Consider the following 16856-nt stretch of genomic DNA (forward strand, 5'->3'; position numbering starts at 1 on the left):
GACACGCCCCGGGCGTTGTCATGAATTAAACGGGACTATACTTAGCACATCATTAACGGTGGTGCTGGCGGATAGTCTGCCTGAGACAAGTTTTCAAGGATTCGTAACGTGATTAACGACATCAGAAAAGATGCTGAAGTACGCATGGATAAATGCGTCGAAGCGTTCAAAAACCAAATCAGCAAAATTCGTACAGGCCGTGCTTCCCCAAGCCTGCTGGACGGCATCGTGGTGGAATACTACGGCACGCCGACTCCACTGCGTCAGCTGGCTAACGTGACGGTCGAAGATACCCGTACGCTGAAAATCAACGTCTTTGACCGCTCTATGGGCCCGGCCGTTGAGAAAGCGATCATGGCCTCCGATCTGGGTCTGAACCCAAGCTCAGCCGGTACAGACATTCGCGTTCCACTGCCACCGCTGACCGAAGAGCGTCGTAAAGACCTGATCAAAGTGGTACGTGGCGAAGCCGAGCAGGGCCGTGTTTCCGTACGTAACGTTCGCCGTGACGCGAACGATAAAGTGAAGGCGCTGCTGAAAGAGAAAGAGATCAGCGAAGACGACGATCGCCGTTCCCAGGACGACGTTCAGAAACTGACCGACGCCGCTATCAAGAAAATTGACGCGGCGCTGGCAGAAAAAGAAGCAGAACTGATGCAGTTCTGATTTCTGTCGTAATCTGATAAAACGCCGTACAGAAGGCCTTTGGGCTTTGCTGGCGGCGTTTTGCTTTTCTTGTTCACTTTTCCGGGCATCTCATGAAGCAATTAACACTCCTTGGCTCGACCGGCTCAATTGGTTGCAGCACTCTCGATGTTGTTCGCCATAATCCAGACCACTACGCGGTGGCCGCCCTTGTCGCAGGCAAAAACGTTCATCGTATGGTGGAACAGTGTCTGGAGTTCACCCCGCGCTACGCGGTGATGGATGATGAAGCGAGCGCCCGGCAGGTTAAGGCGTTGCTGGCGGAGAAGGGCAGCCGTACCGAGGTGCTGAGCGGGCCAGAGGCCGCCTGTGAAATGGCCGCGCTGGACGACGTCGACCAGGTCATGGCCGCTATCGTCGGCGCGGCGGGGTTACTGCCTACGCTGGCCGCGATCGATGCCGGAAAATCCGTTTTGCTGGCCAATAAAGAGTCGTTGGTAACCTGTGGCCGCCTGTTTATGGACGCCGTGAAGCGCAATGGCGCGCGCCTTTTGCCGGTAGATAGCGAACATAACGCGATTTTTCAGAGTTTACCGCAACCCTTTCAGGAGAACCTGGGGTACGCTGATCTCGAGCAGAATGGCGTCTCTTCTATCCTGCTTACCGGGTCTGGTGGCCCGTTCCGTGACACGCCGCTGTCTGAACTGGTCTCAATGACTCCGGATCAGGCATGCCGTCATCCGAACTGGTCGATGGGGCGTAAAATCTCCGTTGATTCGGCCACCATGATGAATAAAGGTCTGGAATATATTGAAGCCCGCTGGTTATTTAACGCCTCGGCAGCGCAGATGGAAGTGTTGATTCATCCCCAGTCGGTGATCCACTCCATGGTGCGTTATCGTGATGGCAGCGTGATGGCGCAGTTAGGTGAACCTGATATGCGCACGCCTATCGCCCATACGATGGCCTGGCCAAACCGCGTAAGCTCAGGCGTTAAGCCACTCGATTTTTGCAAGCTGAGTGCGCTGACGTTTAGCGCGCCTGATTATCAGCGTTATCCATGTCTGAAGCTGGCAATGGAGGCCTTCGAGCAGGGGCAAGCGGCGACGACCGCACTTAACGCGGCGAACGAAATCGCTGTCGCCGCCTTCCTCGAAAAGCAGATCCGCTTTACGGATATCGCTGCGCTGAACCTGTCTGTGCTTGAGGCGATGGATCTACGCGAACCGCAAAGTGTGGATGACGTATTGACCGTCGACGCGAAAGCGAGGCTCACGGCGCAAAAAGCGGTGACGCACCTCGCAAGCTGGTGATAATCCACCCGCAGGTGGTCTTGCTATTTGTTAGCGTTGGGCTTCAGTGATATAGTCTGCGCCACCTGATTGCGGGTAGTTGACGTTCTGTGGTCAGGTAAGCCGTGGTATGACACGGCTTTTTTACGTAAAGGCTTCAGTATTCCTGAGTACCGTTAAATCCTTTCAGGGACCAAAAACGCGTTATGTTGTCTGCGAACCAACCAATAAGCGAAAACTTGCCGGCTCATGGCTGTCGTCATGTAGCAATCATCATGGATGGCAATGGCCGCTGGGCGAAAAGACAAGGGAAGATCCGAGCCTTTGGGCATAAAGCTGGGGCGAAATCTGTGCGCCGCGCGGTTTCTTTTGCCGCCAATAACGGCATTGACGCGTTAACGCTCTATGCTTTCAGCAGTGAAAACTGGAATCGACCTGCGCAGGAAGTTAGCGCGTTGATGGAATTGTTCGTGTGGGCGCTAGACAGCGAAGTAAAAAGCCTGCACCGCCACAACGTTCGCCTGCGTATTATCGGCGATACCAGTCGTTTTAACTCACGTCTGCAGGAACGCATTCGTAAAGCGGAGGCGTTGACCGGGCAAAATACCGGCTTAACGCTCAATATCGCTGCGAATTATGGCGGACGTTGGGATATTGTCCAGGGTGTGCGGCATTTGGCTGAACAGGTTCAGGAAGGGCTCTTAAGGCCGGACCAGATTGATGAAGAGGCGCTGAGCAAGCAAATCTGCATGAGTGAACTGACACCCGTGGATTTAGTAATTAGGACAGGGGGAGAACATCGCATCAGTAACTTTTTGCTGTGGCAAATTGCCTATGCCGAACTTTACTTTACAGATGTTCTTTGGCCCGATTTTGATGAACAAGACTTTGAAGGTGCGCTGCATGCCTTTGCCAATCGAGAGCGTCGTTTCGGTGGTACCGAGCCTGGTGGCGAAAACGCCTGATGGGGGTAGCTTTTGCTGAAGTATCGCCTGATTTCTGCGTTTGTTTTAATACCTGTTGTCATCGCGGCGCTGTTTTTACTGCCTCCGGTGGGATTTGCGATTGTCACACTGGTCGTTTGCATGCTGGCGGCGTGGGAATGGGGACAGCTTAGCGGCTTTACTTCGCGTTCCCAGCGGGTATGGCTGGCGGTGCTGTGCGGCCTGATGCTGGCGCTGATGCTCTTCATGCTGCCAGAGTACCATCACAATATCCATCAACCGATCATTGCAGGTTCGCTCTGGCTTTCGCTGGGATGGTGGCTGGCAGCGTTGCTGCTGGTGCTCTTCTATCCGGGCTCGGCCTCGCTGTGGCGTAACTCGAAAGTGCTGCGTCTCTGCTTTGGGCTATTTACCATCGTTCCTTTCTTCTGGGGAATGCTTGCCCTGCGCACCTGGCACTATGACGATAACCCATACAGCGGCGCGTTATGGCTGCTTTATGTCATGATTCTCGTCTGGGGGGCTGACTCTGGCGCCTATATGTTTGGTAAACTGTTTGGCAAACATAAGCTGGCCCCGAAAGTCTCTCCGGGTAAAACCTGGCAGGGCTTTATCGGTGGTCTGTTTACGGCGGCGATTATCTCCTGGGGTTACGGCATATGGGCCAACCTCGAGGTCGCACCGGTAACATTATTGGTCTGTTCAATTGTCGCAGCGCTGGCTTCCGTGCTGGGTGATTTGACCGAGAGTATGTTTAAGCGTGAAGCAGGGATCAAAGACAGTGGCAATCTCATTCCAGGGCACGGTGGTATCCTGGATCGCATAGACAGCCTGACGGCGGCAGTACCCGTGTTTGCCTGCCTGTTTTTGCTGGTGTTTGGGACGATTTAACGGAAGGTTTTATGCTTAGCATTCTCTGGAATCTGGCGGCATTCATTGTTGCACTGGGTGTACTTATCACGGTGCATGAATTTGGCCATTTCTGGGTTGCTCGGCGCTGTGGCGTGCGTGTTGAGCGCTTTTCCATTGGCTTTGGTAAAGCGCTCTGGCGTCGTACCGATCGCCACGGCACAGAATTTGTTATTGCCCTCATCCCCTTAGGCGGCTACGTCAAGATGCTGGATGAACGCGTAGAGTCGGTTGCCCCTGAAATGCGCCACTACGCGTTCAACAACAAAACTGTTGGTCAGCGCGCCGCTATCATTGCTGCCGGTCCGGTTGCAAATTTCATCTTTGCCGTCTTTGCTTACTGGCTGGTGTTTATTATCGGTGTCCCTGGCGTTCGTCCGGTTGTTGGTGAAATTACACCCAACTCCATCGCGGCAAGCGCGCAAATTAATCCGGGGATGGAACTTAAAGCAATTGATGGCATCGAAACCCCTGACTGGGATGCCGTTCGGTTACAACTGGTCGCCAAAATTGGCGATGAGAGAACCACCGTCAGCGTGTCATCTTTCGGTTCAGAGCAGCGTCAGAATAAAATTCTGGATTTGCGCCACTGGACCTTTGAGCCGGACAAAGAAGATCCTGTTGCGGCATTAGGTATCCGGCCGCGCAGCGCGCAGATTGAACCGGTACTGGCTGAAGTCCAGGCTGATTCAGCAGCGCGTAAAGCAGGTTTGCAAGCTGGCGACAGGATCGTTAAAGTCGATGGTCAGCCTTTAACGCAATGGATGACCTTTGTTACTCTGGTGCGTGATAATCCAGGAACGCCGCTGGCGCTGGAGATAGAAAGGCAGGGGAGTCCGCTCTCCTTAACGTTGATTCCGGATACCAAGCCGGGCGGCGGAAAGGCTGAAGGGTTCGCAGGCGTGGTGCCTAAAGTGATCCCGCTGCCTGATGAGTACAAGACAATACGCCAGTATGGGCCGTTCAGCGCCATCCTTGAAGCCACGGATAAAACATGGCAATTGATGAAGCTGACCGTGCAGATGCTGGGGAAATTGATTACCGGTGATGTAAAACTGAACAACCTCAGTGGGCCGATCTCGATCGCTCAGGGGGCTGGGATGTCAGCAGAGTTCGGGGTGATTTACTATCTGATGTTTCTTGCGCTCATTAGCGTGAACCTCGGGATAATCAACCTGTTCCCACTTCCCGTTTTAGACGGGGGCCATCTGCTGTTTTTAGCGATAGAGAAGCTAAAAGGCGGGCCGGTATCCGAGCGAGTTCAAGACTTTAGTTATCGCATTGGTTCGATTTTACTGGTGCTGTTAATGGGGCTTGCACTTTTCAATGATTTCTCTCGGTTGTAAGAGAGTGTTAGGAAGAACGCATAATAACGATGGCGATGAAAAAGTTGCTCATAGCGTCGCTGCTGTTTAGCAGCGCGACCGTATACGGTGCTGACGGGTTCGTAGTGAGAGATATTCATTTCGAAGGCCTTCAGCGAGTCGCCGTTGGTGCGGCCCTCCTCAGTATGCCAGTGCGCCCAGGCGACACGGTTAATGATGAAGACATTAGTAATACCATTCGCGCCCTGTTTGCCACTGGCAACTTTGAGGACGTTCGCGTTTTGCGCGATGGTGATACGCTACTGGTTCAGGTGAAAGAGCGCCCGACAATTGCGAGCATCACCTTCTCCGGCAACAAGTCGGTGAAAGACGATATGCTCAAGCAGAACCTTGAGGCCTCTGGCGTTCGCGTTGGCGAATCCCTGGATCGCACCACCCTCTCTGATATTGAGAAAGGGCTGGAAGATTTCTACTACAGCGTCGGTAAATACAGCGCCAGCGTGAAAGCGGTTGTCACGCCGCTGCCGCGTAACCGTGTCGATCTGAAACTGGTCTTCCAGGAAGGTGTTTCCGCGAAGATTCAGCAGATCAACATCGTTGGTAACCATGCATTCAGCACCGATGAACTGATCTCAACGTTCCAGCTGCGTGATGAAGTGCCGTGGTGGAACGTTGTTGGCGACCGTAAGTATCAGAAACAGAAACTGGCGGGCGATCTCGAAACCCTGCGCAGTTACTACCTGGATCGCGGTTACGCCCGTTTCAACATTGACTCGACCCAGGTCAGTCTGACTCCGGACAAGAAAGGCATCTACATTACCGTTAACATCACTGAAGGCGATAAGTATACGCTTTCGGGCGTTGAAGTAAGCGGTAACCTCGCGGGCCATTCTGCAGAGATTGAGAGCCTGACCAAACTGCAGCCGGGTGAACTCTATAGCGGTTCCAAAGTCACCAAAATGGAAGATGGCATTAAAAAGCTGCTCGGCCGTTATGGTTACGCTTACCCGCGCGTTCAGACCCAGCCTGAAATCAACGATGCGGATAAAACCGTTAAGCTGCACGTCAACGTCGATGCGGGTAACCGTTTCTACGTGCGTAAGATCCGCTTTGAGGGTAACGATACCTCCAAAGATTCTGTCCTGCGCCGCGAAATGCGCCAGATGGAAGGGGCGTGGCTGGGCAGCGACCTGGTTGATCAGGGTAAAGAGCGTTTGAACCGTCTGGGTTACTTCGAAACGGTGGATACCGACACCCAGCGTGTGCCAGGTAAACCGGATCAGGTTGATGTCGTTTACAAGGTTAAAGAGCGTAACACCGGTAGCTTTAACTTTGGTGTCGGTTACGGCACAGAAAGTGGCGTTAGCTTCCAGGTGGGTGTACAGCAGGATAACTGGTTAGGTACGGGCTACTCCGTGGGTATCAACGGTACCAAGAACGACTACCAGACTTACTCTGAGCTCTCCGTGACTAACCCTTACTTCACCGTGGATGGTGTGAGTCTGGGCGGCCGTATCTTCTATAACGACTTTAAAGCGGATGATGCGGACCTGTCTTCGTATACCAACAAAAGCTACGGCGTTGATGGTACGCTCGGTTTCCCGGTTAACGAATATAACACCCTGCGTGCGGGCTTAGGTTACGTCCATAACGACCTGTCGAACATGCAACCGCAGGTAGCAATGTGGCGTTATCTGGACTCTATCGGACAGTCTGCCAGCACCTCGAATGATGATAACGGTTTTGCCGCAGATGACTTCACCTTCAACTATGGCTGGACGTACAACCGCCTCGACCGTGGTTTCTTCCCGACCGAAGGTTCGCGCGTCAACCTGAACGGTAAAGTGACCATTCCGGGCTCGGATAACGAGTTCTACAAGGTTACGCTGGATACCGCCTCCTACTTCCCGATCGATGAAGACCATAAATGGGTGGTTCTGGGTCGTACACGCTGGGGCTACGGCGATGGTTTAGGTGGCAAAGAGCTGCCATTCTATGAAAACTTCTATGCGGGTGGCTCAAGTACCGTACGTGGCTTCCAGTCCAATAACATTGGTCCGAAAGCAGCCTACTACGGCGGTAACGACGAAGATAACTGCGATAAGTCTTCATCAAGCGAAGTATGTAGCTCCGACGATGCAGTAGGCGGTAACGCCATGGGTGTTGCCAGCCTGGAGTTTATTACCCCTACGCCGTTTATCAGCGATAAGTATGCCAACTCCGTTCGTACCTCCTTCTTCGTGGATGCGGGTACCGTATGGGATACTAACTGGGAAAATACCAGTGCGACCAGGGCTGCAGGTATTCCGGACTACAGCGATCCGAGCAATATTCGTATGTCTGCGGGTCTCGCACTACAATGGATGTCACCGCTGGGGCCGTTGGTCTTCTCTTACGCCCAGCCGTTTAAGAAATATGATGGAGACAAGGCGGAGCAGTTCCAGTTTAACATTGGTAAAACCTGGTAATTGTCCGTCGCAAAGGAATGCGTTGGCAGTGTAGCGCTGACAACTGGCGATCGCAGGATCGCCTTGCCACGCAAAGAACGGTACCTTCGGGTGCCAATGGGATGGTAAGGAGTTAATTGTGAAAAAGTGGTTATTAGCTGCAGGTCTCGGTTTAGCGATGGCAACTTCTGCTCAGGCAGCGGACAAAATTGCAATCGTCAATATGGGTAACTTGTTCCAGCAGGTTGCGCAGAAAACAGGTGTTTCTGCCAAGCTGGAGAGCGAGTTCAAAGGCCGTGCAAGCGAACTGCAGGGTATGGAAAACGATCTGCAATCCAAAATGCAGCGTCTGCAGCGCGATGGTTCTACCATGAAAGCGAGCGAACGTAGCAAACTGGAAAAAGACGTAATGGCTCAGCGTCAGACTTTCTCTCAGAAAGCGCAAGCTTTTGAGCAGGATCGTCAACGTCGTTCTAACGAGGAGCGCGGCAAGCTGGTTACCCGTATCCAGTCCGCTGTGAAAGCTGTAGCTGCCGATCAGAGCATCGATCTGGTTGTTGATGCCAACGCCGTTGCATTCAACAGCAGCGATGTTAAAGACATCACCGCTGATGTCCTGAAACAGGTTAAATAAGTAATGCCTTCAATTCGACTCGCTGATTTAGCTCAGCAGTTGGATGCAGAATTACACGGTGATGGCGATATCGTCATCACCGCTGTTGCGTCCATGCAATCTGCTAAAGCAGGCAATATCACCTTCATGGTAAGCCCTAAGTACCGTGAACATCTGGCGCTTTGCCAGGCGTCTGCTGTCGTCATGACGCAGGACGATTTGCCGTTTGCCGCAGGTGCTGCGCTGGTAGTGAAGAACCCCTACCTGACGTATGCCCGTATGGCACAAATTCTGGATACCACGCCGCAGCCGGCGCAAAACATCGCACCCAGTGCGGTGATTGACCCAACGGCGCAGCTGGGTAACAACGTATCAATTGGTGCAAATGCGGTTATCGAATCAGACGTCGTGCTGGGCGATAACGTGGTCATCGGTGCCGGTTGCTTCGTCGGTAAAAAAACAAAAATTGGTGCAGGCTCTCGCCTGTGGGCCAATGTCTCTGTTTATCATGAGATCAAAATTGGCGAAAACTGCCTGATCCAGTCCAGTACTGTTATCGGTTCGGATGGTTTCGGTTACGCCAACGATCGTGGTAACTGGGTTAAGATCCCGCAGCTTGGCCGGGTGATCATCGGCGATCGCGTCGAAATCGGTGCATGCACGACTATTGACCGTGGTGCGCTTGATGACACGATCATCGGTAATGGTGTTATCATCGATAACCAGTGCCAGATTGCACATAACGTTGTGATTGGCGACAATACTGCCGTTGCCGGTGGCGTTATTATGGCGGGCAGCCTGAAGATTGGCCGTTACTGTATGATTGGCGGCGCCAGCGTCATTAACGGGCATATGGAAATATGCGATAAGGTTACGGTTACCGGTATGGGCATGGTTATGCGTCCAATCACCGAACCGGGCGTCTACTCTTCAGGCATTCCGTTGCAGCCTAACAAAGTGTGGCGTAAGACTGCAGCCCTGGTGATGAATATTGATGATATGAGCAAGCGCCTCAAGGCCATTGAGCGCAAAATCGATCAACAAGACTAAGCGTTCACCCGTTTAACGCACACTTCCCGGCCTGTCGGCTTTCTTATAAACCGGCAGGCCGTGTTATTATTGCCATTCAGATATTTTGACAGGAAGAGTATTTTGACTACTGACACTCATACTCTGCATATTGAAGAGATTTTAGAACTTCTGCCGCACCGCTATCCGTTTTTGCTGGTAGACCGTGTGCTGGATTTTGAAGAAGGTCGTTTTCTGCGCGCAGTGAAAAATGTTTCTGTAAACGAGCCATTCTTCCAGGGGCATTTCCCTGGGAAGCCTATCTTCCCGGGCGTATTGATCCTGGAAGCGATGGCTCAGGCTACCGGTATTCTGGCGTTTAAAAGCGTTGGGAAGCTGGAGCCAGGTGAGCTCTATTACTTCGCAGGTATCGACGAAGCGCGCTTCAAGCGCCCGGTCGTGCCTGGTGATCAGATGATCATGGAAGTGACTTTTGAAAAAACGCGTCGCGGCCTGACTCGCTTCAAAGGCGTAGCTCTGGTTGACGGCAAGGTTGTTTGCGAAGCTACCATGATGTGTGCGCGTAGCCGGGAGGCCTGATACGTGATTGATAAAACCGCCTTTATTCATCCAACCGCCATTGTGGAAGAGGGTGCCGTTATCGGTGCTAACGTCCACATTGGTCCATTCTGTATTGTTGGACCCCATGTCGAAATTGGTGAGGGTACCGTACTGAAATCTCATGTCGTGGTGAATGGTCATACGACTATTGGCCGCGACAACGTGATCTATCAGTTCGCCTCCATCGGTGAAGTTAACCAGGATCTGAAATATGCTGGCGAACCAACCCGTGTGGAAATTGGCGATCGTAACCGCATTCGCGAAAGCGTCACCATTCATCGTGGCACAGTACAGGGCGGTGAGTTGACGAAGGTGGGCAGCGATAACCTGTTTATGGTCAACGCGCATATCGCGCATGACTGTACCGTGGGTGACCGCTGCATTCTCGCCAACAACGCAACGCTGGCGGGACACGTATCAGTTGATGATTATGCAATCATTGGCGGCATGACCGCTGTCCATCAGTTCTGCATCATTGGTGCGCATGTGATGGTTGGCGGCTGCTCCGGCGTGGCGCAGGACGTTCCGCCATATGTGATTGCACAGGGTAACCATGCGACGCCGTTTGGCGTCAACATCGAAGGCCTTAAGCGTCGCGGTTTTAGCCGTGAAGCGATTATGGCTATCCGCAACGCTTACAAGCAGTTGTACCGTAACGGTAAAACGCTGGAAGAGGCTAAGCCGGAAATTGCCGAACTGGCGAAGCAGCATCCTGAGGTGAACGCGTTTGTGGAGTTCTTCGCACGCTCAACCCGTGGTCTGATTCGTTAATGGTCGATAGTCGTCCGCTTACGATCGCCCTCGTCGCCGGAGAAACCTCCGGCGATATTCTTGGTGCTGGTCTGATTCGAGCGCTCAAAGCGCGCGTTCCCAACGCGCGCTTTGTCGGCGTTGCTGGCCCATTGATGCAGGCTGAAGGCTGCGAAGCCTGGTACGAAATGGAAGAGCTGGCGGTGATGGGCATCGTCGAGGTACTGGGTCGCCTGCGCCGGTTGCTGCACATCCGCGCCGATCTGACGCGTCGTTTTACCGAACTTAAGCCCGATGTGTTCGTGGGTATTGATGCGCCTGACTTCAACATTACCCTTGAAGGTAATCTGAAAAAACAGGGGATCAAAACCATCCATTATGTCAGTCCGTCCGTCTGGGCGTGGCGACAGAAACGCGTTTTCAAAATAGGCAGATCGACGAATCTGGTATTGGCCTTCCTGCCTTTCGAAAAAGCGTTTTACGATAAATTCAACGTGCCGTGCCGCTTTATCGGCCATACCATGGCCGACGCCATGCCGCTGGATCCCGATAAAAATGGTGCACGTGACCTGCTGGGTATTTCACATGATGCCCACTGCCTGGCGCTGTTGCCAGGGAGCCGCGGCGCAGAAGTCGAAATGCTCAGCGCTGATTTTCTGAAAACCGCGCAAATCCTGCGTCAGACTTACCCTGACCTGGAAGTGGTCGTGCCGCTGGTGAATGCCAAACGCCGGGAGCAGTTCGAGCGTATTAAAGCGGAAGTCGCCCCCGATCTGCATGTCCATCTGTTAGATGGCAAAGGGCGTGAGGCGATGGTGGCCAGCGATGCCGCGTTGCTGGCATCGGGTACCGCTGCGCTGGAGTGCATGCTGGCAAAATGCCCGATGGTCGTGGGTTATCGTATGAAGCCGTTTACCTTCTGGCTGGCAAAACGGCTGGTGAAGACGGATTACGTCTCCCTGCCGAACCTGCTTGCCCGACGTGAGCTGGTGAAAGAGTTGCTGCAGGATGAGTGCCAGCCGCAGGCATTAGCCGCTGCGTTGCTGCCGCTGCTGGCTAACGGCAAAACCAGCCATGAAATGCATGACACATTCCGGGAACTGCATCAGCAAATCCGCTGTAATGCCGACGAGCAGGCAGCTGACGCGGTGCTGGAGTTAGCGAAATGATGGAATTTGTTTACCCTCACGCCCATCTGGTGGCGGGAGTGGATGAAGTAGGGCGTGGGCCGCTGGTGGGCGCAGTGGTGACTGCCGCAGTGATCCTCGATCCTGCTCGTCCGATTATCGGTCTGAATGACTCGAAGAAATTATCCGAGAAGCGCCGCCTGGCCTTATACGATGAAATTAAAGAGAAAGCGCTGGCCTGGAGTGTCGGGCGGGCGGAACCGCATGAGATCGACGAACTGAATATTCTGCATGCCACCATGCTGGCGATGCAGCGTGCCGTCGCCGGGCTGAGCGTGGTGCCGGAGTATGTGCTGATCGACGGTAATCGTTGCCCGGCGCTGCCCATGCCGTCGCTGGCGGTGGTAAAGGGCGACAGCCGGGTGGCGGAAATTAGTGCCGCCTCGATCGTGGCTAAAGTCACGCGCGATGCTGAAATGGCCGCGCTGGATCTCACATTTCCCCAGTATGGTTTTGCCCAGCATAAGGGGTATCCTACCGCTTTCCATCTGGAAAGACTGGCTGAACACGGCGCAACTGAGCACCACCGCCGCAGTTTTGGACCGGTAAAACGCGCACTGGGACTGATGTCCTGAATCAAGACGCCAATAAGTAACGCGGAATCTGAAGATGGCTGAACCACGTTTCGTACACCTGCGGGTGCACAGCGACTATTCCATGATTGATGGGCTGGCGAAGACCGGGCCGCTGGTGAAAAAGGCGGCCTCGCTTGGCATGCCTGCGCTGGCGATCACCGACTTCACTAACCTGTGCGGTCTGGTGAAGTTCTACGGAACGGCGCACGGTGCCGGAATGAAGCCGGTAATTGGGGCTGATTTTCATGTACAGAGCGAGCTTCTCGCCGATGAAATGACGCAAATTACCGTCCTGGCGCTGAACAATACCGGCTATCAGAACCTGACGCTGCTCATCTCCCGTGCCTATCAGCGCGGCTACGGCCCGCAGGGCCCGTGGATCGATCGCGCGTGGCTGGCGGAGCTGAATGAGGGGCTGCTGCTCATCTCCGGCGGGCGCATGGGCGACGTAGGCCGATGCCTGCTGCGCGGCAACACTGCCCTGGTGGAGCAGTGCGTCGATTTTTATAAAGAGTATTTCCCGGATCGCTTCTACCTGGAGCTGATCCGTACCGGTCGCCCTGATGAAGAGAGCTATCTGCATGCCGCGGTGGCGCTGGCGGAAGAGCAGGGCCTGCCGGTAGTTGCCACCAACGATGTGCGCTTCATCAACGCCGACGATTTTGACGCCCATGAAATTCGCGTCGCTATCCACGATGGTTTTACCCTCGACGATCCGAAACGCCCCCGCAACTATTCGCCGCAGCAATATATGCGCAGCGAAGAGGAGATGTGCGAGCTGTTTTCCGATATCCCGGAAGCGCTGGAGAACAGCGTAGAGATCGCCAAGCGCTGTAACGTCACCGTCCGTCTGGGTGAATACTTCCTGCCGCAGTTCCCGACCGGCGACATGACCACCGAAGACTTCCTGGTCATGAAATCAAAAGAAGGTCTGGAAGAGCGCCTTGAGTTTCTGTTCCCGGATCCGGCCGTTCGCGCCGAGAAGCGCCCGGAGTATGACGAGCGTCTGGACGTTGAGCTCCAGGTTATTAACCAGATGGGGTTCCCCGGCTACTTCCTGATCGTTATGGAGTTTATCCAGTGGTCGAAAGACAACGGCGTACCGGTAGGGCCGGGCCGTGGTTCGGGTGCCGGATCGCTGGTGGCCTATGCGCTGAAAATTACCGATCTCGATCCGCTGGAATTTGACCTGCTGTTCGAACGCTTCCTCAACCCGGAACGTGTCTCCATGCCCGACTTCGACGTTGACTTCTGTATGGAGAAACGCGACCAGGTCATTGAACACGTGGCAGACATGTACGGTCGTGACGCGGTATCGCAGATCATTACCTTCGGTACCATGGCGGCAAAAGCAGTTATCCGCGACGTGGGCCGCGTACTGGGGCATCCGTACGGCTTTGTTGACCGCATCTCGAAGCTGGTGCCGCCTGACCCGGGCATGACCCTGGCGAAAGCGTTCGAAGCGGAGCCGCAGCTGCCGGAAATCTACGAGGCGGATGAAGAGGTCAAAGCGCTGATCGACATGGCGCGCAAGCTGGAAGGTGTCACCCGAAACGCCGGTAAACACGCCGGTGGGGTGGTCATTGCACCGACCAAAATTACCGACTTTGCGCCGCTCTACTGCGATGAATCGGGCCTGCATCCGGTCACCCAGTTTGACAAGAACGACGTGGAATACGCCGGGCTGGTGAAGTTTGACTTCCTCGGCTTGCGTACGCTCACCATCATCGACTGGGCGTTGAAGATGATCAACCCGCGCCGGGCCAAGCAGGGCCTGGAGCCGATTGATATCGCCGCGATCCCGCTCGATGACAAGAAAAGTTTCGACATGCTGCAACGCTCGGAGACCACGGCGGTCTTCCAGCTTGAATCCCGCGGCATGAAAGATTTGATCAAGCGTCTGCAGCCTGACTGCTTCGAAGATATGATCGCGCTGGTGGCGCTGTTCCGTCCGGGGCCGCTGCAGTCCGGGATGGTAGATAACTTTATCGACCGTAAGCATGGCCGCGAGGAACTCTCCTATCCGGATGTTCAGTGGCAGCATGAAAGCCTGAAGCCGGTGCTGGAGCCAACCTACGGCATCATCCTGTATCAGGAACAGGTCATGCAGATCGCCCAGGTGCTCTCCGGCTACACCCTCGGCGGCGCGGATATGCTGCGTCGAGCAATGGGTAAGAAAAAGCCGGAAGAGATGGCCAAGCAGCGCTCTATATTTGAAGATGGGGCGAAGAAAAACGGCATCGACGGCGAACTGGCGATGAAAATCTTCGATCTGGTGGAGAAATTTGCCGGATACGGATTTAACAAGTCACACTCCGCCGCCTACGCGCTGGTCTCCTATCAGACGCTGTGGCTGAAGGCGCACTACCCGGCCGAGTTTATGGCCGCGGTAATGACCGCCGATATGGACAACACCGAGAAGGTGGTCGGTCTGGTGGATGAGTGCTGGCGCATGGGGCTGAAAATCCTGCCGCCTGACATCAACTCCGGTCAGTACCACTTCCACGTCAATGACGACGGGGAGATTGTCTACGGCATCGGCGCGATTAAAGGGGTGGGTGAAGGGCCGATCGAAGCGATCATCGAAGCCCGTAACCAGGGCGGCTACTTCCGCGAGCTGTTTGACCTCTGTGCGCGTACCGATATTAAAAAGCTCAACCGCCGGGTGCTGGAAAAGCTGATTATGTCCGGGGCGTTCGATCGTCTCGGGCCGCATCGCGCGGCGCTGATGAACTCGCTGGGGGACGCCCTGAAGGCCGCCGACCAGCACTCAAAAGCCGAGGCCATTGGGCAGGCGGATATGTTCGGCGTGCTGGCAGAAGAGCCGGAGCAGATTGAACAATCCTATGCCAGCTGTCAGCCGTGGCCGGAACAGACCGTGCTGGATGGTGAGCGCGAGACGTTAGGCCTGTATCTGACCGGGCATCCGATCAATCAGTATATTAAAGAAATTGAGCGCTATGTCGGAGGCTACCGGCTGAAAGACATGCATCCGACAGAACGTGGTAAGATTACTACGGCTGCGGGGCTCGTCATTGCTGCGAGGGTTATGGTCACCAAACGCGGCAATCGTATCGGCATCTGTACGCTGGATGACCGTTCCGGGCGGCTGGAGGTGATGTTATTCACCGACGCGCTGGATAAATACCAGCAGCTGCTGGAAAAAGACCGCATACTTATCGTCAGCGGACAGGTCAGCTTTGATGACTTCAGCGGGGGACTTAAAATGACCGCCCGCGAAGTGATGGACATTGACGAAGCCCGGGAAAAATATGCTCGCGGGCTTGCTATCTCGCTGACGGACAGGCAAATTGATGACCAGCTTTTAAACCGACTCCGTCAGTCTCTGGAACCCCACCGCTCGGGGACCATTCCAGTACATCTCTACTATCAGAGGGCGGATGCGCGTGCACGGTTGCGCTTTGGTGCGTCGTGGCGTGTCTCTCCGAGCGATCGTTTACTGAACGATCTACGTGGCCTCATTGGTTCGGAGCAGGTGGAACTGGAGTTTGACTAATACAGGAATACTATGAGTCTGAATTTCCTTGATTTCGAACAGCCGATTGCAGAGCTGGAAGCGAAAATCGATTCTCTGACTGCCGTGGGCCGTCAGGATGAAAAACTGGATATTAACATCGACGAAGAAGTGCATCGTCTGCGTGAAAAAAGCGTAGAACTGACGCGTAAAATCTTTGCCGATCTCGGCGCATGGCAGGTTGCTCAACTGGCTCGCCATCCTCAGCGTCCGTACACCCTGGATTATGTCCGCCTGGCGTTTGATGAATTCGACGAACTGGCTGGTGACCGCGCATACGCTGACGATAAAGCTATCGTTGGTGGGATTGCGCGTCTCGACGGCCGTCCGGTGATGATTATTGGCCACCAGAAGGGGCGCGAAACCAAAGAAAAAATTCGCCGCAATTTCGGGATGCCAGCACCAGAAGGTTATCGTAAAGCCCTGCGTCTGATGGAGATGGCCGAGCGTTTTAACATGCCGATCATCACCTTCATCGACACCCCGGGAGCCTATCCTGGTGTCGGCGCGGAAGAGCGCGGTCAGTCTGAAGCGATTGCCCGTAACCTGCGTGAAATGTCACGTTTAAGCGTGCCGGTTATCTGCACCGTTATCGGTGAAGGTGGTTCCGGTGGCGCGCTGGCCATTGGTGTGGGCGATAAAGTGAATATGCTGCAGTACAGCACCTATTCCGTTATCTCCCCGGAAGGGTGTGCCTCCATTCTGTGGAAAAGCGCCGATAAAGCCCCGATGGCTGCGGAAGCGATGGGCATTATCGCTCCTCGCCTGAAAGAGCTGAAGCTGATCGATACCGTTATCCCGGAACCGCTGGGTGGCGCGCATCGTAAGCCAGAAGTGATGGCCGCCTCCCTGAAGGCGCAGCTGCTGGCTGATCTCGCAGACCTCGACGTGCTGAGCAAAGAAGATCTGCTGAACCGCCGTTACCAGCGTCTGATGAGCTACGGCTACGCATAAGCTACGCAATAATCTTAAAAGCCGCACCCTGTTGCGGCTTTTTTTATGTCC

General features: G+C 54.4%; 14 protein-coding genes. All 14 read left to right on the forward strand.

Annotation, left to right across the window (positions count from 1 at the left end):
• Positions 1-108 precede the first annotated feature (108 nt).
• Positions 109-666: a ribosome recycling factor gene (frr, locus tag C2U54_RS09100; RefSeq protein ID WP_103178334.1), complete on the forward strand. Its 558-nt coding sequence runs from the start codon at positions 109-111 to the stop codon at positions 664-666.
• Between the two features lie 92 nt (positions 667-758).
• Positions 759-1958 (forward strand): 1-deoxy-D-xylulose-5-phosphate reductoisomerase, encoded by a 1200-nt coding sequence (gene ispC, locus C2U54_RS09105; protein ID WP_103178335.1) that lies wholly within the window; start codon positions 759-761, stop codon positions 1956-1958.
• 185 nt (positions 1959-2143) lie between these two features.
• Positions 2144-2902 carry a (2E,6E)-farnesyl-diphosphate-specific ditrans,polycis-undecaprenyl-diphosphate synthase gene (gene ispU, locus C2U54_RS09110; protein ID WP_103178336.1) on the forward strand — a complete coding sequence of 253 codons (759 nt, stop codon included), beginning with the start codon at positions 2144-2146 and terminating at the stop codon, positions 2900-2902.
• Between the two features lie 12 nt (positions 2903-2914).
• Positions 2915-3772 carry a phosphatidate cytidylyltransferase gene (gene cdsA, locus C2U54_RS09115; RefSeq protein WP_103178337.1) on the forward strand — a complete coding sequence of 286 codons (858 nt, stop codon included), beginning with the start codon at positions 2915-2917 and terminating at the stop codon, positions 3770-3772.
• A gap of 11 nt (positions 3773-3783) precedes the next feature.
• Entirely contained in the window at positions 3784-5136 is a 1353-nt protein-coding gene (gene rseP / locus C2U54_RS09120) for a sigma E protease regulator RseP (protein ID WP_103178338.1), read from the forward strand.
• 29 nt (positions 5137-5165) lie between these two features.
• Positions 5166-7583, forward strand: coding sequence for an outer membrane protein assembly factor BamA (gene bamA, locus C2U54_RS09125; RefSeq protein ID WP_103178339.1), 2418 nt, complete (start codon positions 5166-5168; stop codon positions 7581-7583).
• A 118-nt stretch (positions 7584-7701) separates the two neighbouring features.
• On the forward strand, positions 7702-8196 hold the full coding sequence (gene skp, locus C2U54_RS09130) for a molecular chaperone Skp (RefSeq protein ID WP_103178340.1): 495 nt from the start codon (positions 7702-7704) through the stop codon (positions 8194-8196).
• Positions 8197-8199: 3 nt separating this feature from the next.
• The gene (lpxD, locus tag C2U54_RS09135; RefSeq protein ID WP_103178341.1) at positions 8200-9225 is read left to right on the forward strand and encodes a UDP-3-O-(3-hydroxymyristoyl)glucosamine N-acyltransferase; all 1026 of its coding nucleotides are present in this window, start codon (positions 8200-8202) and stop codon (positions 9223-9225) included.
• 102 nt (positions 9226-9327) lie between these two features.
• Positions 9328-9783 (forward strand): 3-hydroxyacyl-ACP dehydratase FabZ, encoded by a 456-nt coding sequence (gene fabZ, locus C2U54_RS09140; RefSeq protein ID WP_007373234.1) that lies wholly within the window; start codon positions 9328-9330, stop codon positions 9781-9783.
• A gap of 3 nt (positions 9784-9786) precedes the next feature.
• Positions 9787-10575, forward strand: a complete 789-nt coding sequence (lpxA, locus tag C2U54_RS09145) for an acyl-ACP--UDP-N-acetylglucosamine O-acyltransferase (RefSeq protein ID WP_103178342.1) — start codon at positions 9787-9789, stop codon at positions 10573-10575.
• Positions 10575-11723, forward strand: a complete 1149-nt coding sequence (lpxB, locus tag C2U54_RS09150) for a lipid-A-disaccharide synthase (protein WP_103178343.1) — start codon at positions 10575-10577, stop codon at positions 11721-11723. The genes lpxA and lpxB overlap by 1 nt, the downstream gene beginning before the upstream one ends.
• Positions 11720-12316, forward strand: coding sequence for a ribonuclease HII (rnhB, locus tag C2U54_RS09155; protein ID WP_103178344.1), 597 nt, complete (start codon positions 11720-11722; stop codon positions 12314-12316). The genes lpxB and rnhB overlap by 4 nt, the downstream gene beginning before the upstream one ends.
• A gap of 34 nt (positions 12317-12350) precedes the next feature.
• Positions 12351-15833 (forward strand): DNA polymerase III subunit alpha, encoded by a 3483-nt coding sequence (dnaE, locus tag C2U54_RS09160; RefSeq protein WP_103178345.1) that lies wholly within the window; start codon positions 12351-12353, stop codon positions 15831-15833.
• A 12-nt stretch (positions 15834-15845) separates the two neighbouring features.
• Complete coding sequence (gene accA / locus C2U54_RS09165; protein WP_103178346.1) at positions 15846-16805, forward strand: acetyl-CoA carboxylase carboxyl transferase subunit alpha; 960 nt, start codon at positions 15846-15848, stop codon at positions 16803-16805.
• The last annotated feature ends 51 nt before the right edge of the window (positions 16806-16856 follow it).

Source organism: Leclercia sp. LSNIH1, assembly GCF_002902985.1.
Classification (GTDB): Bacteria; Pseudomonadota; Gammaproteobacteria; order Enterobacterales; family Enterobacteriaceae; genus Enterobacter.

What these genes read in the sequence shown, in the direction of transcription:
- dnaE (WP_103178345.1), top strand. Translation starts at nt 12,351, where the DNA reads ATGGCTGAACCACGTTTCGTACACCTGCGGGTGCACAGCGACTATTCC.
- lpxD (WP_103178341.1), top strand. Translation starts at nt 8,200, where the DNA reads ATGCCTTCAATTCGACTCGCTGATTTAGCTCAGCAGTTGGATGCAGAA.
- ispU (WP_103178336.1), top strand. Translation starts at nt 2,144, where the DNA reads ATGTTGTCTGCGAACCAACCAATAAGCGAAAACTTGCCGGCTCATGGC.
- rseP (WP_103178338.1), top strand. Translation starts at nt 3,784, where the DNA reads ATGCTTAGCATTCTCTGGAATCTGGCGGCATTCATTGTTGCACTGGGT.
- accA (WP_103178346.1), top strand. Translation starts at nt 15,846, where the DNA reads ATGAGTCTGAATTTCCTTGATTTCGAACAGCCGATTGCAGAGCTGGAA.
- ispC (WP_103178335.1), top strand. Translation starts at nt 759, where the DNA reads ATGAAGCAATTAACACTCCTTGGCTCGACCGGCTCAATTGGTTGCAGC.
- rnhB (WP_103178344.1), top strand. Translation starts at nt 11,720, where the DNA reads ATGATGGAATTTGTTTACCCTCACGCCCATCTGGTGGCGGGAGTGGAT.
- bamA (WP_103178339.1), top strand. Translation starts at nt 5,166, where the DNA reads ATGGCGATGAAAAAGTTGCTCATAGCGTCGCTGCTGTTTAGCAGCGCG.
- lpxB (WP_103178343.1), top strand. Translation starts at nt 10,575, where the DNA reads ATGGTCGATAGTCGTCCGCTTACGATCGCCCTCGTCGCCGGAGAAACC.